General features: G+C 74.3%; 19 protein-coding genes. 15 read left to right on the top strand and 4 right to left on the bottom strand.

Annotated elements, in window-relative coordinates; translation table 11 throughout:
- Positions 1-12 precede the first annotated feature (12 nt).
- The 6 genes from ACGFIZ_RS14560 to ACGFIZ_RS14535 all read left to right on the top strand — a co-directional run bounded on the left by ACGFIZ_RS14560 (position 13) and on the right by ACGFIZ_RS14535 (position 7553).
- Complete coding sequence (locus tag ACGFIZ_RS14560) at positions 13-1764, top strand: ATP-binding protein (protein WP_393419530.1); 1752 nt, start codon at positions 13-15, stop codon at positions 1762-1764.
- Positions 1761-2213, top strand: a complete 453-nt coding sequence (locus ACGFIZ_RS14555; RefSeq protein WP_347667597.1) for a response regulator — start codon at positions 1761-1763, stop codon at positions 2211-2213. The genes ACGFIZ_RS14560 and ACGFIZ_RS14555 overlap by 4 nt, the downstream gene beginning before the upstream one ends.
- Positions 2206-3015: an inositol monophosphatase family protein gene (locus ACGFIZ_RS14550; protein WP_393419338.1), complete on the top strand. Its 810-nt coding sequence runs from the start codon at positions 2206-2208 to the stop codon at positions 3013-3015. The genes ACGFIZ_RS14555 and ACGFIZ_RS14550 overlap by 8 nt, the downstream gene beginning before the upstream one ends.
- A 252-nt stretch (positions 3016-3267) precedes the next feature.
- Positions 3268-4281: a coiled-coil domain-containing protein gene (locus ACGFIZ_RS14545; RefSeq protein WP_393419336.1), complete on the top strand. Its 1014-nt coding sequence runs from the start codon at positions 3268-3270 to the stop codon at positions 4279-4281.
- Positions 4282-4317: 36 nt separating this feature from the next.
- Entirely contained in the window at positions 4318-5871 is a 1554-nt protein-coding gene (locus tag ACGFIZ_RS14540) for a fused MFS/spermidine synthase (protein WP_393419334.1), read from the top strand.
- Positions 5872-5942: 71 nt separating this feature from the next.
- A complete protein-coding gene (locus ACGFIZ_RS14535) occupies positions 5943-7553 on the top strand; it encodes a protein kinase (RefSeq protein ID WP_393419332.1) in 1611 nt (536 codons plus the stop codon).
- Between the two features lie 6 nt (positions 7554-7559).
- On the opposite strand, the gene ACGFIZ_RS14530 is transcribed toward ACGFIZ_RS14535, so the two are convergent.
- Together ACGFIZ_RS14530 and ACGFIZ_RS14525 are read right to left on the bottom strand one after the other, a co-directional pair.
- On the bottom strand, positions 7560-8192 hold the full coding sequence (locus ACGFIZ_RS14530) for a potassium channel family protein (RefSeq protein WP_393419528.1): 633 nt from the start codon (positions 8190-8192) through the stop codon (positions 7560-7562).
- A 25-nt stretch (positions 8193-8217) separates the two neighbouring features.
- Complete coding sequence (locus tag ACGFIZ_RS14525; RefSeq protein WP_393419330.1) at positions 8218-9552, bottom strand: TrkH family potassium uptake protein; 1335 nt, start codon at positions 9550-9552, stop codon at positions 8218-8220.
- A gap of 615 nt (positions 9553-10167) precedes the next feature.
- Here ACGFIZ_RS14525 and ACGFIZ_RS14520 point away from each other — a divergent pair.
- The 8 genes from ACGFIZ_RS14520 (at position 10168) to ACGFIZ_RS14485 (ending at position 18401) form a co-directional block, all read left to right on the top strand.
- Positions 10168-11367, top strand: a complete 1200-nt coding sequence (locus ACGFIZ_RS14520; RefSeq protein WP_393419328.1) for a substrate-binding domain-containing protein — start codon at positions 10168-10170, stop codon at positions 11365-11367.
- Positions 11368-11370: 3 nt separating this feature from the next.
- The gene (locus ACGFIZ_RS14515) at positions 11371-12114 is read left to right on the top strand and encodes an ABC transporter ATP-binding protein (RefSeq protein ID WP_393419326.1); all 744 of its coding nucleotides are present in this window, start codon (positions 11371-11373) and stop codon (positions 12112-12114) included.
- Complete coding sequence (locus ACGFIZ_RS14510; RefSeq protein ID WP_393419324.1) at positions 12111-12839, top strand: ABC transporter ATP-binding protein; 729 nt, start codon at positions 12111-12113, stop codon at positions 12837-12839. Before ACGFIZ_RS14515 ends, ACGFIZ_RS14510 begins: the two co-directional genes overlap by 4 nt.
- On the top strand, positions 12836-13726 hold the full coding sequence (locus ACGFIZ_RS14505) for a branched-chain amino acid ABC transporter permease (RefSeq protein ID WP_393419322.1): 891 nt from the start codon (positions 12836-12838) through the stop codon (positions 13724-13726). Before ACGFIZ_RS14510 ends, ACGFIZ_RS14505 begins: the two co-directional genes overlap by 4 nt.
- Positions 13723-14841 (top strand): branched-chain amino acid ABC transporter permease, encoded by a 1119-nt coding sequence (locus tag ACGFIZ_RS14500; protein ID WP_393419320.1) that lies wholly within the window; start codon positions 13723-13725, stop codon positions 14839-14841. Before ACGFIZ_RS14505 ends, ACGFIZ_RS14500 begins: the two co-directional genes overlap by 4 nt.
- A 4-nt stretch (positions 14842-14845) precedes the next feature.
- On the top strand, positions 14846-14995 hold the full coding sequence (locus ACGFIZ_RS14495; RefSeq protein WP_393419318.1) for a hypothetical protein: 150 nt from the start codon (positions 14846-14848) through the stop codon (positions 14993-14995).
- Positions 14996-15030: 35 nt separating this feature from the next.
- Positions 15031-17166 carry a DEAD/DEAH box helicase gene (locus ACGFIZ_RS14490; protein WP_393419316.1) on the top strand — a complete coding sequence of 712 codons (2136 nt, stop codon included), beginning with the start codon at positions 15031-15033 and terminating at the stop codon, positions 17164-17166.
- 188 nt (positions 17167-17354) lie between these two features.
- On the top strand, positions 17355-18401 hold the full coding sequence (locus ACGFIZ_RS14485; RefSeq protein WP_393419314.1) for a hypothetical protein: 1047 nt from the start codon (positions 17355-17357) through the stop codon (positions 18399-18401).
- 483 nt (positions 18402-18884) lie between these two features.
- Here the strand turns inward: ACGFIZ_RS14485 and ACGFIZ_RS14480 are convergent, their stop codons facing one another.
- Positions 18885-19301, bottom strand: a complete 417-nt coding sequence (locus tag ACGFIZ_RS14480) for a helix-turn-helix domain-containing protein (protein ID WP_393419312.1) — start codon at positions 19299-19301, stop codon at positions 18885-18887.
- A 241-nt stretch (positions 19302-19542) separates the two neighbouring features.
- Here ACGFIZ_RS14480 and ACGFIZ_RS14475 point away from each other — a divergent pair, with 241 nt between their 5' ends.
- Entirely contained in the window at positions 19543-20010 is a 468-nt protein-coding gene (locus tag ACGFIZ_RS14475; protein WP_393419310.1) for a hypothetical protein, read from the top strand.
- A gap of 209 nt (positions 20011-20219) precedes the next feature.
- Here ACGFIZ_RS14475 and ACGFIZ_RS14470 read toward each other — a convergent pair whose 3' ends face one another.
- Complete coding sequence (locus ACGFIZ_RS14470) at positions 20220-21857, bottom strand: DEAD/DEAH box helicase (protein ID WP_393419308.1); 1638 nt, start codon at positions 21855-21857, stop codon at positions 20220-20222.
- Positions 21858-21977: the final 120 nt, after the last annotated feature.

Raw genomic sequence — 21977 nt, 5'->3', positions numbered from 1 at the left:
GGGCGGTGGCCGGTGACGCCGCAGCCCGACAACTGGACGCTGCGCCGCCGGGTCGTGACGCTGCTGGCCGTCGTCGGCGTGCTGCTCGGCGCCCTGGTGGCGGCCGAGATCACGGTGGCGGCGCAGAACCGGGAGCACACCCACGCGGTGCTGGACCGCACCGGCCCGCTGCGCGACCAGTCGCAGGAACTGCTCAGCGTGCTGATCGACCAGGAGACGGCCATCCGCGGGTACACGCTGACCGGCGACCGGCGGGAGCTGGAGCCGTACACGCAGGGCACCGCGCGGGAGCAGGAGCTGTACCGGTCGATGGGCGGCCTGCTCGACGCGTACCCCGCCCTGGTCCCACGGCTCGACGCGGTGAAGACGGAGGCCGCGCGGTGGCGCACGGCGGTCGCCGAGCCGGTGATCCGGACGACCGCCGAGGACGGCACGGCGGCGGGGCGGGCGCTGATCACCGAGGAGTCGAGCCAGCGCTTCGAGGTGATCCGCGCCTCGCTGACCAGCCTTCAGCAGGGCATCCTCGACGAGCGCGAGAAGGGCGCGGCGGCCATCTACCGCACCAGCACGCTGCTGGTGGTGCTGCTGATCGTGGCGGCGCTGGTCGTCGTGGTCGCCGGCGGGGTGCTGCTGGTCTCGCTGGACCGGATCGTGGTGCGGCCGCTCACCCGCCTCGCCGAGCAGGTCCGCGAGGTCGCCGAGGGCGACTACCAGCACCGGATCACCGGGTCCGGCCCGCCGGAGCTGGAGCAGCTCGCCGGCGATGTGGACGCGATGCGCCAGAAGATCGCCAAGGAGCTGGCCGAGGTCCGCGAAGCCCGGGAAAGCATCGAGTGGGTCAACGGCCAGCTCCAGAAGCAGGCCGAGGAGCTGACCCGCTCCAACCGGGACCTGGAGCAGTTCGCGTACGTGGCCTCGCACGACCTGCAGGAGCCGCTGCGTAAGGTGGCCAGCTTCTGCCAGCTGCTCCAGCGCCGGTACGCGGGGCGGCTCGACGAGCGGGCCGACCAGTACATCGCCTTCGCCGTGGACGGCGCGCAGCGGATGCAGCGGCTGATCAACGATCTGCTGGCGTTCTCCCGGATCGGCCGGCTCACCAGCGGGTTCAGCGAGGTCGACCTGAACCGGGTGATGGGCGACGTGGCCGGGCAGACCGAGTCCGCCCGGCAGTACGCCGACGCGGAGCTGACGTGGGGCGAGCTGCCGGTGATCCGCGGCGAGGAGCCGCTGCTGACCAACCTGCTGGCCAACCTGGTCAGCAACTCCGTCAAGTTCCGTCGCCCCGACGTCCCGCCCCGGGTGCACGTCTCCGCCCGGCTGGTCGGCGACGAGTGGGAGGTCAGTTGCCGGGACAACGGCATCGGGATCGAGCCGGAGTTCGCCGACAAGATCTTCGTCATCTTCCAGCGGCTGCACTCCAAGGACGCGTACCCGGGCACCGGCATCGGCCTGGCGATCGCCAAGAAGATCGTCGAGTACCACGGCGGCCGGGTCTGGGTGGACACCGAGGCCACCGAGGGCACCACGATCCGGTTCACCCTGCCCGCCCTGCCCGAGGACGTCGAGGCGGCGCGGGCGGCCGAGGAGGCCGCGGCTGCCGCGGAGTCGGGCGACGGCACGGAGCCGGCCGGGGACGGCGAGTCGACCGGGGACGGCGGGAACGGGGCCGAGCCGCCCCGCCAGGCCGGGCCGCGGGCGGAGGAGGGGGCCGACGGGGCCCCGGACAGCGACAGCGTGGGTGACGTGAAGGAGACGGTGGCATGACCTCGCCGGCGGACGGCAGGAGCCCGATCGAGGTCCTGCTGGTGGAGGACGACCCGGGCGACGTCCTGATGACCCAGGAGGCGTTCGAGGAGCACAAGCTGCGCAACCGGCTGACCGTCGTCTCCGACGGCGCCGAGGCGCTGGCGTACCTGCGCCGGGAGGGCCAGTACGCGGACGTCGTCCTGCCCGACCTGATCCTGCTCGACCTGAACCTGCCCCGCCGGGACGGCCGGGAGGTGCTGGCGGAGATCAAGAAGGACGAGGAGCTCTGCCGCATCCCGGTGGTGGTGCTCACCACGTCCCAGGCCGACGAGGACATCCTGCGCAGCTACCAGCTGCACGCCAACGCGTACGTGACCAAGCCGGTCGACTTCGAGCGGTTCATCTCGGTGGTCCGGCAGATCGACGAGTTCTTCGTCAGCGTGGTGAAGCTGCCGCCGCGTGCCTGACACCCTCCTGGACGACGTCGCCGAGCTGCTGCACCGGGCCGCGGCGGAGGCGGTGCTGCCGCTGTTCCGCAGGCTGGACGACGCCGACGTCAGCGAGAAGGGGCCGGGCGACCTGGTCACCGTCGCCGACCGGCGGGCCGAGGAGCTGATCGGCGCCGGGCTGCGGCGGCTGCGCCCCGGCTCGGTGGTGGTCGGCGAGGAGGCGGTCGCGCAGGACCCGGACCTGCTGCGTCACCTGCGCGGGGCCGGGGACGTGTGGCTGGTGGACCCGGTCGACGGCACCGCCAACTTCGCCGCCGGCCGGCGGCCGTTCGCGCTGATGGTCGCGCTGCTCACCGACGGCGAGCCGGTCGCCGGGTGGGTGCTCGACCCGCTGGCGGAGACGCTGGGCGTCGCCCGCGTCGGGGAGGGCGCCCTGCTGGCCGGCCGGCCGGTGCGGACCGCCGACCGGGTGCCGTCGCTGGGCGAGCTGCGGGGGACGGCGATGACCCGGTTCCTGCCGCCCGAGGCCTGCCGGGCCGCCGAGGCCGGTGGGCGGCGGATCGGCGAGCTGCTGCCGGGCCAGCACTGCGCCGGCCGGGAGTACCTGGACATGCTCGCCGGCGACCAGCAGTTCGTGCTGTTCTGGCGCACGCTGCCCTGGGACCACGTCCCCGGGGTGCTGCTGGTTCGTGGGGCGGGCGGGGTGGCCCGGCGGTTCGACGGCCGCGAGTACCATCCGGCCGACGAGGGCGAGGGGCTGCTGGTGGCGGCGAACGAGCAGGTCTGGGCCGAGGTCCACGAGGCGCTGCTGACGCCCTGAAAGGGGGGCGCCGCCGGGTCCGGGTGCGCCCACCGGCCCCGCCTCCAGCCGGGACGGCACGGCCGACGGTCGGCGACAGCCCGGCTACCGTCCGCCGACATCGACGTTCCGCCAGTTCGCGGGCCCTGGCCGACACCGTGCGGTCCGGTATCCTGACCCGCGGTCCGCCAGCAGGCCGCCGTCCGGCGCCGGCGGGACCGCCGCCGCGCCGTGGACGACCGGGGGACGGCGGCCGAGGGAAGGGACCCAGGAGTGCCCAGGACCAGCCTCATCCGGCGTCGCCCCGCCGGGCCGCTGACCGCGCTGCTCGTCGCCGTGGCGCTGGTGCTCGGCTTCGCGGCGGCGCCCGCCTCCGCCGAGCCCAACGAGGGCGGCACCAAGCAGCTCCGCGAGGCGCTGGAGGCCGCCGCCAAGGGGCACATCGAGGCCAAGGCGAAGCTCGACAACTCCAAGCGCCGGCAGACGGCGCTGGCCGCCCAGCTGACGGCGGTCGAGGAGCGGCTGGTGGGGCTGACCGCGCAGGTCGGCGAGGTGGCCGTGCAGTCGTACCGGCTGGGGCGGGTGACCGCGCCGGCCCTGCTGATCCAGAGCGCCTCCCCGGAGGCGTTCCTGCAACGCGCGGTGGAGCTGGACGTGATGGCCCAGCGGGACGGCCGCAAGCTGCGCGAGCTGACCGCCGCCCGCGCCGAGGCCGACCAGGCCAAGATCGCCATCGACATCGAGGTCCGCGAGCAGCAGAAGCAGGTCGCGGTGCTGGCCAAGAAGAAGCGGGAGGCGGAGCTGGCGCTGGCCAGGGTCAGCTCCGGCGCCGGCGCCGGGTTCAGCGGCGGCTCCGCCTCGGCCCGCCCGGCCCCGCGCAACGCGGACGGCTCCTGGCCGTCGGAGTCCTGCTCCGTGAACGACCCCACCACCTCCGGCTGCATCACCCCGCGCACCCTGCACGCGCTCCAGCAGGCCCAGGCCGCCGGCTACAAGCGGTACGTCTCCTGCTACCGCAGCGGCGGCAGCGGCGAGCATCCCAAGGGCCGGGCCTGCGACTTCTCCGCCGCCACCAACGGCTTCAAGGACGAGACGGCGACGGGCGGGGACAAGGCGTACGGCGACAGCCTGGCGAACTACTTCAAGAACAACGCCAGCCGGCTCGGGGTGCTCTACGTGATCTGGTACCGGCAGATCTGGATGCCGAACACCGGGTGGCGGGCGTACAGCGGCAGCGGCAGCCCCGCCGCCGACCACACGAACCACGTTCATCTGTCGATGTACTGACCTGGACGCCCAGGTCCGCTGCGTACCATCGCGACGGTGAGCAGTTCATCGTCCGACGTCGTGACGGAGTCCCCGCGGCCCGCGCCGCCGCCCGTCCGTGCGCTGCCCAACGGGCTCGCCGCGTTCCTGGTCTTCCTCTCCAGCGGCGCCGTGCTGGTGCTGGAGACCGTCTCGCTGCGCCTGGTCGGCCCGTACGTCGGGGTCACCCTCCAGGTGACCAGCGCGGTCATCGGCATCGCGCTCGCCGCCATCGCGTACGGGGCGTGGACGGGCGGCTGGCTGGCGGACCGGCGGGACCCGCGCACCCTGATCGCCCCCGCGCTGGTGCTCGCCGGCATCGCCACCGCGGTCACCCTGCCGGTCGTCCGGTACGCCGGGGAGGTGCTACGCGGCGGGGCGGCCACCGCCGTCCTGCTGCTCACCGTGCTCGCCGTGTTCGTGCCGGCGGCGCTGCTCGCGGCCGTCACCCCGCTCGTGGTGAAGCTCCAGCTCGCCGACCTGCGCCGCACCGGGCAGGTGGTCGGCCGGCTCTCCGGGATCGGCACCCTCGGCGGCATCACCGCCACCCTGCTGACCGGGTTCGTGCTGGTGGCGGCCCTGCCCAGCACCGCCATCGTGCTCGCCCTGGCGGCGCTGCTCGGGCTCACCGGGCTGGCGCTCGGGGCGTACCTGCGCCGGCGGGGTCCGGCCGGGCTCGGCGGTCCGGCCCGGACCAGGGCCGCCCTCGCCGTGCTCGGCCTGGCCGGCGCGGGGCTGACCACGGTCGCCCCGAACCCGTGCGACGTGGAGACGGCGTACCACTGCGCCAGCGTCGAGGCCGACCCGCACCGGCCGGGCGGGCGGACGCTGCTGCTGAACTCCGCCCAGCACTCGTACGTCGACCTGACCGACCCGACCCACCTGGAGTACGCGTACACGCAGTGGATCGGCGCGGCCGCCGACGTCGTCGCGCCGGCCGGGCGGCGGCTGGACGCCCTGCACCTGGGCGGCGGCGGCTTCACCATGCCCCGGTACCTGACCGCCACCCGACCCGGCACCGGCAACCTGGTCTTCGAGATCGACGGCGGCCTGGTCGAGCTGGACCGCCGGGAGCTGGGGGTGCGCACCGGGCCGGAGCTGCGGGCGGTCGTCGGCGACGCCCGCGTGCTGCTCGGCGGGGAGGCCGCCGACAGCCGTGACCTGGTGGTCGGGGACGCCTTCGGGCACCTCGTGGTGCCCTGGCACCTGGCGACGCGGGAGATGGCCGTCGAGATCAACCGGGTGCTCCGCCCCGGCGGGACGTACGTGCAGAACGTCATCGACTACCCGCCCGGCCGCTTCGTCCGCAGCGAGCTGGCCACGGTCGCCGCCGCGTTCCGGCACGTCGCCCTGGTCGCCCCGCCGGCCGCCATCGCGGGCGAGCGGGGGGCCAACTTCCTCATCGTCGCGTCCGACGCGCCGCTGCCGCTGGACGCGCTGGGGCAGCGGGTGGCGGCGCTGCCCGAGCCGGCCAGCCTGCTCTCCGGGGACGCGCTGGCCGGCTTCGTCGGGGACGCGCTGGTGCTCACCGACGACTACGCCCCGGTGGACCAGCTGCTCGCCACCGCCTGAACGGGTGACTTCGCTGACCGATTCTGACCTGCGAGGTGTAGGACCGGGCGGCCCGGGCAACAACTCCGACCATGGGCGCAGGGGTCGGTAGGGGCGCGCAGCTGCTCGGTGGGCGGTACCGGCTGATCGAGCAGCTGGGCGCGGGCGGCATGTCCGTCGTGTGGCGGGGCTACGACGAGGTGCTCGGCCGGCAGGTGGCGGTGAAGGTGCTCGCCTCCCGGCTGGCCAGCGACAAGGCGTTCCGGCACCGGATCCGGATCGAGGCGCAGGCCTCCGCCAGGCTCTGCCACCCCAACATCACCAACGTGTACGACTACGGCGAGTCCGAGCAGGCCGGGCTGACCGTGCCGTACGTCGTCATGGAGCTGCTCGACGGCGACTCGCTGAGCGCCCGGCTGGGCCGGGGCGGGGCGCTGCCCTGGCGGGAGGCGGTGACGATCGGCACCGAGGTGGCCTCGGCGCTGGCCACCGCGCACGCCCGCGGCGTCGTGCACCGGGACGTGACCCCGGGCAACGTCATGCTCACCCCGACCGGGGTGAAGGTGGTCGACTTCGGCATCTCGGCGCTGGTGGGGGAGAGCGAGAAGGGCCCGGACGGCGCCCTGCTCGGCACGCCCGCGTACCTGGCCCCGGAGCGGCTGGACAACGGCCAGGTCAGCCCGGCCACGGACGGGTACGCCGTCGGCCTGCTGCTGTACCGGATGCTCGTCGGCCGGCTGCCCTGGCAGGCGAGCACGACCACGCAGATGCTCCGCGCGCACATGTACAACGACCCCGAGCCGATGCCCGAGGTCACCGGGCTCCCCGCCGAGGTCGCCGAGCTGGTCCGCCGCTGCCTCGCCAAGCGCCCCGAGGACCGGCCCACCACCGCCGAGGTGGCCCGTACCCTCGCCGCGGCGGCCGGGATGCTGGCCATCATGCCGGTCTCGCCGGCGCCCGCGTCGTACGACGGGACGGAGCCCGACGCGGCGGCCGTGGCGAACGCCGGCACCACGATCCTGCCCTGGTCGTCGGACACCGACGCGCTGCCGTTCTCCGGCCGTACCCGCCGCCGGCGGGCGGCCCGGCGGCGCACGGTCGAGGCGGGCGTGGCGGCGGCCGGCCTCGTCGCGGTGACCGCCGCGATGTGGGGGGTGACGTCCCGCAGCCCGGCCAGCGGCGGGGTCGACCGGCCCGTCGAGGCCCGGATGGGGCTGCCGCAGCCCGCCCCGTGCGCCGTGGACTACGCGCTGCGCAGGGACTCCGGCAAGGACTTCACCGCCGAGCTGACCCTCACCAACACCGGCGACCGGGACTTGCGGGACTGGACGATGAGCTTCACCTTCCCCGGCCGGCAGACCGTCACGAAGGCCGACCCCGCGGTACGCCAGCAGGGCCGGACCGTGGAGGTGCGACCGGCCGCCCAACCGGGTGCGCTGGCGCCGGGCGCGTCCCAGAAGGTCGCGCTGACCGGCACGTACACGGGTCCCAACCCGCTGCCGGTGGAGTTCCGCCTCGGCGGCGCCACCTGCGGGGTGCAGGTCTCCGGGGTGGCCGGATCGGTGCCGACGACCGCCCCGCCCAGCAAGCCCCCGTCGAAGCCCACCGCGAAGAAGACGTCGACCGCGAAGGCCGTCGGCTCCTCCAGCGGGTCCAAGGCGAAGACCGGCAAGTCCGGCGGCGGCAAGGGGAAGGGACGGTGACGGGGCTCAGCTCAGCGCCGCGAAGCCCTGCACCTGGGCGATGCTGCCCTCCACGATCAGCACGCTCCCGGCCGTGAGCACCATGTCCTGGCCCGCGTACCGGAACGGCTCCCCGGGCAGCTTCGCCCCGACCACCTGCACCCCGTAGCGGTCGGCCGGCGCCAGCTCGCGCAGCGACCGCCCGACCAGCGGTGCGGGCACCCGTATCTTCGCGATGGCGAAGTCGTCGCCGAACTCGATGAAGTCCAGCATCTTGCTGACGATCAGGTGCGCCACCCGCTCGCCCGTCTCCGCCTCCGGGAAGATCACGTGGTGGGCGCCGACGGAGTCCAGGATCTTCGCGTGCTTCTCCGAGGTCGCCCGCGCCCAGATCTGCGGCAGGCCCAGCTCGGCCAGGGCCAGCACGGTCAGCACGCTCGCCTCGACCGAGGCGCCGATGGCGACCACCGCCCGCCGGAAGTCGGCCACCCCGAGCTGGCGCAGCGCCCCCTCCTCGGTGGGGTCCGTCTGGACCACCCGGTCGAGCCGGGACGACCACCGCTGCACGCGCTCGGCGTCGCGGTCCATGCCCAGCACCTCGTGGCCGAGGTGGACCAGCGAACCCGCGAGGTGGGAGCCGAAGCGGCCCAACCCGATCACCACGATTCCGTCGTAGCGGTCGCCCCTAGCCGACAATGGGTTGCTCCTTCGGATAGCGGTACAACCTTCGCCGGGTGTTCAACGCGATCGCCGACCCGAGGGTGAGCGGCCCGACCCGGCCGATGTACATCAGGAGGGTCATCAGGTACACGCCGGGCTCGGGCAGTCGCTGGACGAGCCCGATCGTCAGCCCGGTGGTGCTGAACGCCGAGGTCACCTCGAAGAGCGCCTGGTAGAAGCGTTCTCCGGTGGTGACCAGGACCACCCCGAGCGTGCCGGCGGCCACCAGCGCCACGCTCAACAGCGCCACGGTCAGCGCCTGCCGCTGGCTGGCCTCGGCCACCCGCCGGCGGCCGACCGTGACGTCCGGCTCGCCGCGCAGCTCGGCCCACATGACGAAGGCGAGCAGGAAGAACGTCGACACCTTGATCCCGCCGGCCGTGCTGGCGGCGCCGCCGCCGACGAACATCAGCACGATCAGCAGCGGATAACTCTCCTCGGTCAGGTGCGCCACGTCGATCACGTCGAAGCCTCCCGTCCGGCTCAGCGCGATCTGGGTGAACGCGGCCAGCGCCTTTCCGGCCACGTCGTACGCGCCGATGGTGCGCGGGTTGCCCCACTCGGCGAACAGCAGGTAGACGAAGCCGACCCCCAGCAGCACGGCGCTGCCCCAGATGGTCAGCTTGGTGGCGATCTGCCACGCGGTCGGCCGCCGCCACCGGCGTACCGCCTCGAACAGCGCCGGATATCCGAGGCCGCCGACGATCGCGCCCAGCGCCAGCGGCAGCGTCACCCAGGGATCGAGGGCGAAGGGACGCAGCCCGTCCGAGTAGAGGGTGAAGCCGTTGTTGTTGAACGCCTGCACGGCGTGGAAGAGGCCGTACCAGAGTGCCCGCCCGGGCGGGTAGTGGTACGCCCACCAGAGCCGGGCGGTGAGGATCGCCGTCATCACCGTCTCGCAGGCCAGCGCGGTGCCCGCGATCCGTACCAGCAGCCAGCCGACGTCGCCGATGCCGAACTCGACGGTCTCCGCCTGCACCAGCAGCCGGTTGCGCAGTCCAAGCCGCCGGGACACCGCCAGGCTGACCAGGGCGGCGCCGGTCAGGATGCCCAGGCCGCCGACCTGGGTGAGCACGGTGATCATCACCAGCCCGAAGCCGTTCCAGTAGTTCGGGGTGTCGTTGATCGCCATGCCCGTCACCGAGATCGCCGACGTCGCCGTGAACAGCGCGGTGGACAACGGGGTGAACCGGTGCTCGCTGGTCGCGGCCGGCAGCATGAGCAGGCCGGTGCCGAGCAGGATCGCCGCCAGGAAGCCGAACGGCACCAGCCGCACGGGGTGACGAAGAAACCGGCGCACGGGACAATCTTCCTTTTCCAGCCGAACGCCGGGGCCGAAACGCCCGGCGTTGCGACGTACCCTTTCGCCTTCTGCCTGGCCGGCGCGCTGCTCGCGGCGGCCGTGGTGGTGCCGGCCGTGAGCGCAGCGGCTACCGGCCGGAGCACACCCTGGAGGCGAGAACGAGATCTCCGGTACGACCGACGTCGCCGCCCGCCCGGGCCTCGCCACCCGCTGACCAGACCTGATTCCTCACCCTCGCCGGCCCGCCACCCACCTCGTGGGTGGCGGGCCGCTCGGGATTGGAGGGGTCGGGCGTGGCGGGCTGGCGGCTCGGACATGTCGTTCCGCTGCCTGTGGAGCTGCCCCGCCCATGCGCCCACCCCGCCGGCCGCCGCTGACCCCCACCTGACGTGGCCGGCGGCGGTGGCTGGCGGGGACACACGGGCGGGGCGGTCGGTGGGAAGATCGGCCACCGGGGGTGACGGGCGGAGGGACTTCCGCGCGAGTGTTGTCCCGTCGGGCCACCCCATCACTGTTACTTATGTGTTCCGGCCACATGGCCCGTGAGTGACGTCACTTCTAGGTTGAGCCGACACATGAAGTTCCCCCTCCGAGTCCTCACGTGGAGTCGCAATGACGGTCCGGACGACGCGGCGGGCGTTCCTGTCCGCCACGATGATGGCCGCGGCGCTCGCCGCCACGGCCTGTGGCAGCCCGCAGGACACCGCCTCCGGGGGCGGCGACGCCGCCCCGGTCAAGGTCGGCCTGGTCTACTCCGAGTCGGGAGCCCTGGCCAGCTACGGCAAGCAGTACATTGAAGGGTTCAAGGCCGGCCTGGACTTCGCCACGAACGGCACGGGCAAGGTCGGCGACCGGAAGATCGAGGTCACCGAGGTCGACGACGCGGGCGACCCGGCCAAGGCGGTCTCCGCGGCCAAGGACCTGATCGGCAAGGGCACGAAGATCATCGCCGGCTCGACCTCGTCGGGCGTGGCCCTCCAGGTGGCCCCGATCGCCGCCCAGAACAAGGTCCTGTTCATCTCCGGCCCGGCCGCGACCGACGCGGTGACCGCCGCGAACAAGTACACCTTCCGGTCCGGGCGGCAGTCGTACCAGGACGTGGTGACCGCGAAGTCGTTCATCGGCGACCCGACCGGCAAGAAGGTGGTCGTCTTCGCCCAGGACGGCGCGTTCGGTGACGCGAACGAGGCGGCCGTGAAGGCCGTCATCGGCGGCGCCGGGGCGACCGTGAGCAGCGCCCGCGCGCCGGCCAGCGCCACGGAGTTCACCCCGTTCGCCAGCCAGATCAAGGCCGCCAAGCCCGACCTGATCTTCGTCGCCTGGGCCGGCACCACCGCCCCCGCGATGTGGCAGACCCTCGACCAGCAGGGCGTGCTCGCCTCCACCACGGTCGTCACCGGCCTGGACATCCGCGCCTCCTGGCCGACCTTCGGCGCGGCGGGCAGCAAGATCTCCTTCCTGTCGCACTGGTTCGACGGCGCCGCCGACACCGAGGCCGCCAAGGCCGCCAAGGCGAAGATCCCCGGCGGCACCCTCGACCTGTTCCACCCGGACGGCTTCGCCGCCGCGCAGATGGTCGTCCGCGCCGTGCAGGAGGGCGGCGACGACGTGGACAAGATGGTCAAGGCCCTGGAGGGCTGGAGCTTCGACGGGGTCAAGGGCAAGATGACCGTTCGCGCCGAGGACCACGCCCTGCTCCAGCCGATGTTCCAGGCGAAGCTCACCGGCGGCGGCACCGCGTACACGGCGACGGCCCAGAAGACCCTGACCGGCGACGAGACGGCGCCGCCGGTCGCCCAGATGAAAGGCTGACCAGTGCTCGCCACCCGCGGTCTGACCTGGCGGATCGGTGAGGTCGCCATCGTCGACGGCGTCGACCTCGACCTGGCGCCCGGGGAGTTCCTCGGCGTCATCGGGCCGAACGGCGCCGGCAAGACCTCCCTGTTCAACCTGATCACCGGCCTGCGACCGCCGACCGGCGGCCGGATCACGCTGGACTCCGAGGACATCACCGGGCTCCCGCCGCACAAGCGGGCCCGGCTCGGCCTCGGGCGTACCTTCCAGTCGTCCTCGGTCTTCGGTTCGCTCTCGGTGCGGGAGAACGTCCGGCTCGCCGTACAGGCGCACCGGGGTGGCTCGATGAAGCTGTGGCGGCGGGCGGCGGCCGACCGGGAGGTGGCCGCCGCCGCCGACGCGGCGCTCGACCGGGTCGGCCTCGCCCACCGGGGTACGGCGCTCGCCGGCACCCTCGCCCACGGCGAGAAGCGCAAGCTGGAGATCGCGCTGCTGCTGGCCGGGGAACCCCGGGTGACGCTGCTGGACGAGCCGATGGCCGGGGTCAGCGCCGAGGACGTGCCCGAACTGGTCGCGGTGATCAAGTCGCTGACCGGCGACAGCGGCCGGTCGGTGCTGATGGTCGAGCACCACATGGACGTGATCCTGGAGCTGGCCGACCGGATCGCCGTGATGCACCACGGCGCGCTGCTCGCCTGCGACACCCCGGAGACCGTGATGGCCAACGCCACCGTCCAGGAGGCATACCTGGGGGAGTCGCTATGAGTGAACCCATTCTCACCGTCGAGGATCTGTCGGTGCGGATCGCGGGGCTGCACATCCTCCAGGGGGTGTCGTTCAGCGTCGCGCCGACCGGGGTCACCGTGCTGCTCGGGCGCAACGGCGTCGGCAAGACGACGACGCTGCGCGCCGTCGTCGGCCTGACGCCCCGCAACGGCGAGGCGCGCGGCACCGTGCGGATGGGCGGGCAGAGCCTGCTCGCCCGCCCCACCCACCGGTTGGTCCGCGGCGGGCTCGGCTACGTGCCGGAGGACCGCTGCGTCTTCGCCGGGCTCACCGTCGCGGAGAACCTGCGGCTCGCCGAGCAGCGGGGCACCACCCCGGCGTACGACCGGGTCTACTCGCTCTTCCCGGAGCTGGACCGGCGCGGGCGGCAGCGGGCCGGCTCGCTCTCCGGCGGGCAGCAGCAGATGCTCGCGATCGGCCGGGTGCTGCTCAACGACAACCGGCTGCTGCTGGTGGACGAGCCGACCAAGGGGTTGGCGCCGAAGGTGGTGACCGAGGTGGCCGAGGTGCTGGAGCGGGTCGCGGAGTCCGTGCCGGTGCTGCTGGTCGAGCAGAACCTGGCCGTGGTCCGCCGGCTGGCCCGGGACGCGGTGGTGCTCTCCGCCGGCCGGGTCGCCTGGGCCGGTGACGCCCGGGAGCTGCTGTCGGAGCAGGCCCTGACGAAGTCCCTGCTCGGCGTCGGCTCGGGGGAGGTGCACCAATGAGCACGATCGTGCTGCTGACGCTGACCGGGCTCGGCCTGGCCGCGCTGTACTTCCTCGTCGCCTCCGGGCTGTCGCTGGTCTTCGGCCTCGCCGACGTGCTCAACTTCGCGCACGGGCTGTTCCTCGGCGTCGGCGCGTACGCGACGTGGTGGGCGGCCGGTAACCTGCCCGGCGCCGGCGCGGAGGGCCTGGGCTTCGTGCTCGCCGTCGCCTTCGGGGTGGCCGCCGGCACGGTGGTGGCCGTACTCGTCGAACTGGTGCTGATCCGGCCGCTGTACTCGCGCACCATCGAGCAGGTGCTGGTCACCGTCGGCCTGTCGCTGGCCGGGGTGGCGCTGCTCCAGGCCACCTGGGGCGCGGACGCCCGGCCGTTCCCCCGCCCCGGGTGGACGCGGGACGTCACCGGCATGCTCGGCGCGCAGGTGCCCAACGGCGGCCTGCTGCTGATCGTCGCCGCGGCGCTGGTGCTGGCCGCGCTGCTGGCGTTCCTGCGCTGGACCCGGTACGGCCTGATCATCCGGGCCGGCGTCGAGAACCGGGAGATGGTGACCGCCCTCGGCATCGACGTGCGCAAGGCGTTCACCCTGGTCTTCGCCATCGGCGGGGCCGCCGCCGCGCTGGCCGGCGCGCTCGGCGGCGTCTACTTCGGCACCGTCTCGCCCGGCCAGGGCGGATCGCTGCTGATCTTCGCGTTCATCGTGGTGGTGATCGGCGGCATGGGCTCGGTGGTCGGTTCCGCGTACGCGGCGGTCGCCGTCGGCCTGCTGCAACAGTTCGTCAACTACTACGGCGCCTCCGGCGTGGGCGACCTGTGCGTCGTCGCGCTGCTGGCCGTGGTGCTGCTGCTGCGCCCCCAGGGCATCGCCGGAAAGGTGGCTCACGCATGACCGAGGTCAAGAGCCCCGACGTCGCCGCCCCGCCCGCCGCGGTGCCGGCCGAGCTGGCCCCGCGCCGGCGGGCCTGGCACGGGCTGCGGCCGTACCTGCCGCTGGTCGCGCTGGTCGTCGCGGCGATCCTGCCGTACTCGACCGTGGAGCTGCCCGGGGTGTTCGAGGGGCCGCTGAACTCGCCCGGCACCCTGCAAACCCTCGCCGTCTGCCTGGTCTTCGGCGGCCTCGCCGCCGGGTACGACCTGCTGTTCGGCCGGACCGGGATGCTGTCCTTCGGGCACGCGCTCTACTTCGCCGCCGGGGTGTACGGCACCGACATCCTGGTCACCCGGGCCGGACTGCCGCTGTGGCAGGCCGCGCTGCTCACGATCACCGGCGGCACGATCCTGGCCGGGCTGCTCGGCGCGGTGGCGCTGCGCACCACCGGCATCGCGTTCGCCATGGTGACCCTCGCCTTCGCCCAGGTCGGGGCGATCCTGGTGGCCCGGGACTTCGGCGGGCTGACCGGCGGCGAGGAGGGGCTGCCGCTGGACGTCTCCGGGCTGCCCGCCGGGCTGGTCGGGGTCGCGAACACGGTCAACCTGTACTGGCTGGCGCTGGCGTACCTCGCGCTGGTGGTGTTCATCGTGCACCGGGTCTCCGGCTCGCCGACCGGGCGGGTGCTGGCCGGGCTGCGCGACGACGAGCGGCGGATCGGGGTGCTCGGGCTCGACCCGTACCGGTTCAAGCTGGTCGCGTTCACCCTGTCCGGCGGGCTGGCGGCGAGCGGGGGAGCGGTCTACTGCCTGATCGTCGGCGGCGCGTCGCCGCACATCACGTCCAGTGAGCTGACCCTGTCGCTGCTGGTCATGGTGGTGCTCGGCGGGCCGGGTACCCGGTGGGGCCCGGTGCTCGGCGGCCTCCTGTACATGTACCTGGACCACCGCCTCACCGCCTTCGGCACCAGCGACGCGGTGGAAAGCCTGCCGGCGGTGCTCAGCCGCCCGCTGAGCCAGCCCCTGTTCGTCCTGGGCACGGTCTTCATCCTGGCGGTGTACTTCTTCCCCGGCGGCCTGGCCAGCCTGAGGTCCCGCCTGTCCCCCCTCCTCCGCGCCCTCCCCGGCCGCCGCTGAGCTCATGTTGATCAAGAGGTTTGCGCCAACTCCGCTCGCCCGGGATGACGCAACCCTCTTGATCGACAAGGAAGGGTGTCTGCTTCCGCAGGCGGTGACCGACCATCTCCGCGACATCCTGATCTTCCTGCCGCCGGCCCCCGCCGGCTCGTGACAGGTGGGCCCGCCGGCGCCTGGTAGAAATGCCGGATGAGCCAGGATCGTGCGGTGGTGCGGGAGCGGGCCGAGGCGGTGCTGCGGCGGCTGGCCGGCGAGCACGCCAGGCTCCGCGAGGACCAGTGGCGGGCCATCGAGGCGCTGGTGGTGGATCGGCGCCGGGTGCTGTGCGTGCAGCGCACCGGGTGGGGCAAGTCCGCGGTCTACTTCGTGGCGACCGCGCTGCTGCGGGAGAGGCCCGAAGACACCGGCCCAGCCGCCGGGCCGACCGTGATCGTGTCGCCGCTGCTCGCGCTGATGCGTAACCAGGTGGAGGCGGCGGCCCGGGCCGGCATCCGGGCCCGCACCATCAACTCGGCCAACCTCGACGAGTGGGACGAGATCACCGCCGAGATCCACACCGGCGCGGTGGACGTCCTGCTGATCAGCCCGGAGCGGCTCAACAACCCGGACTTCCGGGACTCCGTGCTGCCGAGGCTGGCGGCCACGACCGGCCTGCTGGTCGTCGACGAGGCGCACTGCGTCTCGGACTGGGGGCACGACTTCCGGCCCGACTACCGGCGGCTGCGCACGTTCCTCGGCAACCTGCCCGGCCGGACCCCGGTGCTCGCCACCACCGCCACCGCCAACGCCCGGGTCACCCAGGACGTCGCCGAGCAACTGGGGGACGCCCTGGTGCTGCGCGGCAGCCTGGACCGGGAGTCGCTGCGGCTCGGCGTACTCGACCTGCCCAGCCCGGCGCACCGGCTCGGCTGGCTCGCCGACCACCTGGACCGGCTGCCCGGCTCGGGCATCATCTACACGCTGACCGTCGCCGGGGCGGGGGAGACCGCCGAGTTCCTGCGCTCCCGGGGGTACCCGGTCGCCTCGTACACCGGGCAGGCGGAGGACGCCGACCGGCGGGCCGCCGAGCAGGACCTGCTGGACAACAAGATCAAGGCGCTGGTCGCGACGAGCGCGCTGGGCATGGGCTTCGACAAGCCCGACCTCGGCTTCGTCGTGCACCTGGGCGCCCCGCCGTCGCCGATCGCGTACTACCAGCAGGTCGGCCGGGCCGGCCGGGCGGTCGAGCACGCCGAGGTGCTGCTCCTGCCCGGCGCGGAGGACGCGGCGATCTGGCGGTACTTCGCCTCGCTCGCCTTCCCGCCCGAGGATCAGGTCCGCGCCGTGCTGGCCGCCCTGCACACCGACCGGCCGCTGTCCACCCAGGCCCTCGAACCGATCGTCGACCTGCGCCGGGCCCGGCTGGAACTGATGCTCAAGGTGCTCGACGTGGACGGCGCGGTGCGCCGGGTGCGCGGCGGCTGGCTCGCCACGGGCGAGCCCTGGAGCTACGACGAGGCCCGGTTGCGCCGCGTCGCGCAGGCGCGCACCGCCGAGCAGCAGGCCATGCGGGAGTACGCGACCACGCCCGGCTGCCGGATGCGGTACCTGCGCGAGTGCCTGGACGACGCCGGGGCGGGCGACTGCGGCCGGTGCGACCGCTGCGCCGGTCCCCTGTTCTCCGGGGAGGTGTCCGGGCCGGCGCTCGCCGCCGCGCAGGCGTACCTGGGCCGGCCCGGGGTCCAGATCGCGCCGAAGAAGCTGTGGCCGACCGGGCTGGAGGCGGTGGGCGTACCGCTGAAGGGGCGCATACCCCCGGCGGAGCAGGCGCTGGCCGGCCGGGCCGTGGGGCGGCTGTCCGACCTGGGCTGGGGCGGCCGGCTGCGCGAGCTGGTCGGGCCGGACGCGCCCGACGCGGCGGTCCCCGACGACGTGGCGGCGGCGGTGGTCGAGGTGCTCAAGGCCTGGGCGCACGGCGACGACCCGTGGCCGCGCCGGCCCGTCGGCGTGGTCGCGGTCGGCTCCCGGCGGCGGCCCGAGCTGGTCGGCTCGCTCGCCGCGCGGATCGCGGCCGTCGGCCGGCTGCCGTTGCTCGGCCGGGTCGTCCCCACCCGCGCGGCGGGGCCCGGCGGGCCGCGCGGCAACAGCGCCCAGCGGGTACGCGCCCTGCACGACGCCTTCACCCTGCCGGACGAGCTGGCCGACGCCCTCGCCGGGCTCGACGGCCCGGTGCTACTCGTCGACGACCTGGTCGACACCGGCTGGACGCTGACCATGGTGGCCCGGCTGCTGCGCCGGGCCGGCGCGCCCGACGTGCTCCCGCTCGCCCTGGCCGTCGCCGGCTGACCGGCTCGGCCGCTCGGCGCGGGCGGGCGGGAAAGCTCCGGGGCGGCCCGTCCGGGCGAGGCGGGGATGGCCGGAAAGTTCCCGGGGCGGGCGGATTGCGACCGTCGCCACGGTCCGCCGGCGCGGCCCGGGCGGCGGGCGGTCCGGCGGTACCGTGGGCCCCATGACCGATCAGCAGGGCGGCGGCGGTGCCTGACCCGTCGGCACCGGAGGCCGCCCCCGCGCCGCGTACCGCCCCCGCGCCGGACGCGGCCCGCGGACCGGACTCCGCGCCGGACGCGGGACCGGGCGCGGCGCCCGATGCCGTCCCCGCGCCGGACGCGCCCGGGCTGCTGGTGGACCGGGGCACGCTGCGACTCGCGCTGGTGGTGGGCGGGCTGGTGCTCGCCGTGCTGCTCGGGTTCGGGCTCGGGCGGCTCAACCCGCCGCCGGCCGACCCCGCCACGATGGCCGTCGCGGCCGACGACCACACCCACGCGCCGGGCACCGGGGCGCACGATCACGGCTCCCCCGCCGGCGCAGGCGGCGCGACCGACGTCGGCGGCCTCGCGGTCAGTTCGGGGGGCTGGACACTGGCCCCGCTGTCGGACGGCTTCGCCGCCGGGCGGCCGGGCGAGTTCCGGTTCCAGGTCCGCGACGTCCAGGGCCGGCCGGTGACCCGGTTCGCGGTCGTGCACGACAAGCCGATGCACCTGATCGTGGTGCGCCGGGACCTCACCGGCTACCGGCACCTGCACCCGACGATGGCGGCCGACGGCACCTGGTCGATCCCGTTGACCCTGCCGCAGGGCGGGGCCTGGCGGGCGTACGCGGACTTCACCGTGGTCACCGACGACGGCGGGCAGACCGCGCTCACCCTCGGCGTCGACCTGGCCGTCCCGGGCGGATACACGCCCCGGCCGCTGCCGGCGCCCGCCACGACGACGACCGTGGACGGGTTCACGGTGAACTGGTCCGGCGAGCCCCGGATCGGGGTGACCCGGCCGCTGCGCTTCCAGGTGCGCGCCGGCGACTCCACCCCGACCCTGGAGCGCTACCTGGGCGCGTACGGGCACCTGGTGGCGCTGCGCGAGGGGGACCTGGGCTACCTGCACGTCCACCCGGAGGCGGGGCCGCCCGGGGACGGGATCACGTTCCAGCTGACCGTGCCGGGGCCGGGCCGGTACCGGCTCTACCTGGACTTCCAGGTCGACGGGGTGGTGCGGACCGCCGAGTTCACCCTAGCCGTGCCCTGACCGGCTGTCGGTCTTGTGCATGGTTCCGGCGCCGCGACAAAGGCACGGTGGGGGTGGGTTGCGGTGGGGGCGGGCCCCACCCGGTCCGTCCCGGTCGGCGACATGGGTGCAACCCCGCTTCGACTTTCCGAGATCGGCTTCGGCCGTTCGATCCGCGCGCTCCGGGCTCTTCCAGATCTTGGTGCCAAATGGCCCCTGGAGGGGCCGATTCTTACCAAGATCTCCGGCTTGCCCCGCCACGTCGGCGGCATGGAATGGACCATCCTAAGCCGGGCGGGTTGATTCGCTCCGTATGTTCTCTTCATAGCTGTTTTGGGCAGCGGCCGACGCGTGATCGAGCGGACCGCGACCGAGCAGCACGGACTGCCCTCGCCCGAGCGCATCATTCTCGCCATTCCGAACGAGCCGGCGATCCCGTCGCGCGAGGTGGCCCCTCCGCCGGGTTTGCGCTGCGGGTCGGGATCGGGCCGACCGGAATGCGGGTCAGCCGGCGCGGCGGATCGGGCGGCGGGCCAGGTACCGCAGCAGGTCGCGGATGTGGTGCTTCTCCTCGGCCGGCACGGCCGGGTCGGCCAGCCGCTGGAGGATCACCCGGACGTCGGCCTCGACCGGCGTCTCGTCGGCGGGCCGACGCGGCGCGTGGCTCGTGTCGGGCAGGCCGAGCGCCCGGAAGGCGGCCGTCACCGGCAGGTCGAGGGCGGTGCAGAAGCCGCGCACCTTGGCCAGTTCGGGGTAGTCGTGCCAGTCGCCGGCCAGCCACCGGAAGACGGTGGACCGGCCCACCCCCGTGTGCGTCGCCAGGTCGCTGACGGTCCAGCCGCGCTCCTCGCGGGCGTCGTCGATGGCGCGTCGTACGAAACGCGCGAAGGCCATCTGCGGCGAAACCTTTGGCGAAGTCATCCCTGCTGGGTCTTCCTTCCGGGCGGTGCCCTTCGAGGGTAGTACCACGGGTGGCGGATGCAAGCGAGCGTCCGTCCCGCCCGTGCCGGCCGCCCGATCGGCAACGCGGGCGGGCGCCGGACCCTCCCCTGGGTGCCGGATCGGCCACTGCCGGTGCTTGCCGTACGTCAACTAGGCTCGGTGCCCGTCCCTCAACCGTCCGTGGCCGTCCGTCGTGCCGGGCGCGCCGATGAGGAGCACCATGGCCGACGCGCGCCGTCCGGTGCCGTACCGTCCGGGTGCGGTCAGCCTCTTCTTCGTGGCCAAGGCCGGCGTCTTCGCCGCCGGCTTCTGGGCCTGGCTCCTGGTCCTCGTGGTCGGCTCCGCCGACGTCGGCGGAGCGCACGTCCTCGCCGCCACCGGCGCGGCCACCACGACGCTGGTGGGCGTGGTGCTCGGCGTCCGGCTGGCCCTGCAACACAACGCGGCGATCCGGCACGCCGAACTGAGGCGGCTGCTGGTGGGCATCTCCTGGAACGCCTTCGCCGCGGCCGGCAACGCGGGCGGCACCGGCGACGTGGGGGCCCCGGGCAAGATCGTGCCCTTCCCGACGGTGTCCCCCGAGGCCGAACCGTCGCCGACCCGGGGCGCGGGGGAGCGGGTGTCGGTGTTCGACCGGAGGACCCCCAGCGGGCGGGCGGACCGGGGCGGCAACGGCGACCGCCACTGAGCGCCCCGCGCGGGCCGTCCGCGGCGCCGCCCCCGTGCCGGGACCCGCCCGGTCCGCCGTGCGGCCGGGACGACGCGGGGATTCTCCGGGCCGTAGCGACTCCCGGGTTCAGGTGGACCGGCAGCGCCAGGGCATCCGACCCCGGGAACGGGACATCCCCCGCCCCGGGTGGCCCGGGACGGGGGATGTCGACGCGTGCTGCGCGGTCGTCAGTCGGCGGTCGCTCCGGCGGGCGTACCGGCGCCGGATCCGGCACCCCGGCGGCGCCGGCGGCGGCGCGGCTTCGCCGGCTCGCCCTCAACCGTGGCCGTAGCCGCCTCGCTCGCGGCGGGCTCGGCGATCACCGCGGTCGGCTCGCCGTCGGCCACGACGTCGCCGGCCCGGCGGCGACGCCGGCGGCGCGGCGTGCGGGTGCCCTCCGCCGCCTCGGCCGGCGCCTCGGCGTCCGGCCCCGTGGTCCCGCCGGACCGCTCCCGGCGGCGTCCCCCACGCCGGGAGCCCCGGCCGCCACCCTCGCCGTGCCGCGACCGGCCGCCGAGGTCCTCCTCGACCTCGGCCGCCAGCCCGGCCCGGGTACGCTCCGCCGTCGGCAGCGTGCCGGTGACGTCGCGGGAGATGCCGAGGTCGGTGTAGAGGTGCGCCGACGTGTGGTACGTCTCCGGCGGCTCGGGCATGTCCAGGCCGAGCGTCTTGTCGATGATCCGCCAGCGGGGCATGTCGTCCCAGTCGACGAAGGTCACCGCGACGCCCGTGGCGCCGGCCCGGCCGGTGCGGCCGATCCGGTGCGTGTAGGTGTCCTGGTCCTCGGGGCAGTCGTAGTTGATGACGTGGGTGACGCCGCCGACGTCGATGCCGCGGGCGGCCACGTCGGTGGCCACCAGGGTGTCGATCTTGCCGGCCCGGAACGCGCGCAGCGCCCGCTCGCGGGCACCCTGGCCCAGGTCGCCGTGCACCGCGGCCACCGCGAAACCCCGGAAGTCGAGGTCCTCGGCCAGTCGGTCGGCGGCCCGCTTCGTCCGGGTGAAGATCATCGTGAGGCCGCGGCCCTGCGCCTGCAGGATGCGGGCCACGATCTCCGACTTGTTCATCGAGTGGGTGCGGTAGACCAGCTGCGTGGTCTGCGGCGACGGGCCGGTCTCGGCCGTGTGCCCGGCGTGGATCGTCACCGGGCGGCGCAGGAAGCGCCGGGACAGCGCGACGATCGGGTCCGGCATGGTCGCCGAGAAGAGCATGGTCTGCCGGTCCTCCGGCAGCATCGCCAGGATCTTCTCGACGTCGTCGAGGAAGCCCAGGTCGAGCATGCGGTCGGCCTCGTCCAGGACCAGCGCGTGCACCCGGTCGAGCCGCAGGTGTTTCTGCTTGGCCAGGTCGAGCAGCCGGCCGGGCGTGCCGACCAGGATCTCGACGCCCCTGCGCAGGGCCTCGATCTGCGGCTCGTACGCGACGCCGCCGTAGATCGGCAGCACCCGGACGCCCCGGGTCCGGCCTGCGGTGTCCAGGTCCTTGGCGACCTGCAGGCCCAGCTCGCGGGTGGGGACGACGACCAGCGCCTGGGGCAGGCCGTCGCCGCCCTCGGACGGCGCGAAGACCCGCTCCAGCAGCGGTACGCCGAAGCCGAGGGTCTTGCCGGTGCCGGTCGGCGCCTGGCCGATCAGGTCGCTGCCGCGCAGCGCGATCGGCAGCGCGTACTCCTGGATGGCGAAGGCGCGGGTGATGCCGGCCGCGGCCAGCGCCTCGACGGTCTCGGGGCGGGCGCCGAGCGCGGCGAAGGTGGGAGCCTCCGGACGGACCGGAGCGGTCGGGGCCAGGGCCTGGCCGCCTGTACGATCGGAAATCTGCTCGCTCATATGGATTTAGGGGTGCCCTCTCGTGGTGCGCCCCTTCTGTCCTCAGGGCGCGATCGGTAATGGCGCGGGCCACACGGTCGGGGGCGGGGATCGCCGAGCCGGACCGGGCCGCACGCGCGC

Source organism: Micromonospora sp. NPDC048830, from assembly GCF_043198215.1.
GTDB lineage: Bacteria > Actinomycetota > Actinomycetes > Mycobacteriales > Micromonosporaceae > Micromonospora.
The sequence above is the reverse complement of the archived record's forward strand: the minus strand, read 5'-3'. Positions and strand labels throughout refer to the sequence as shown.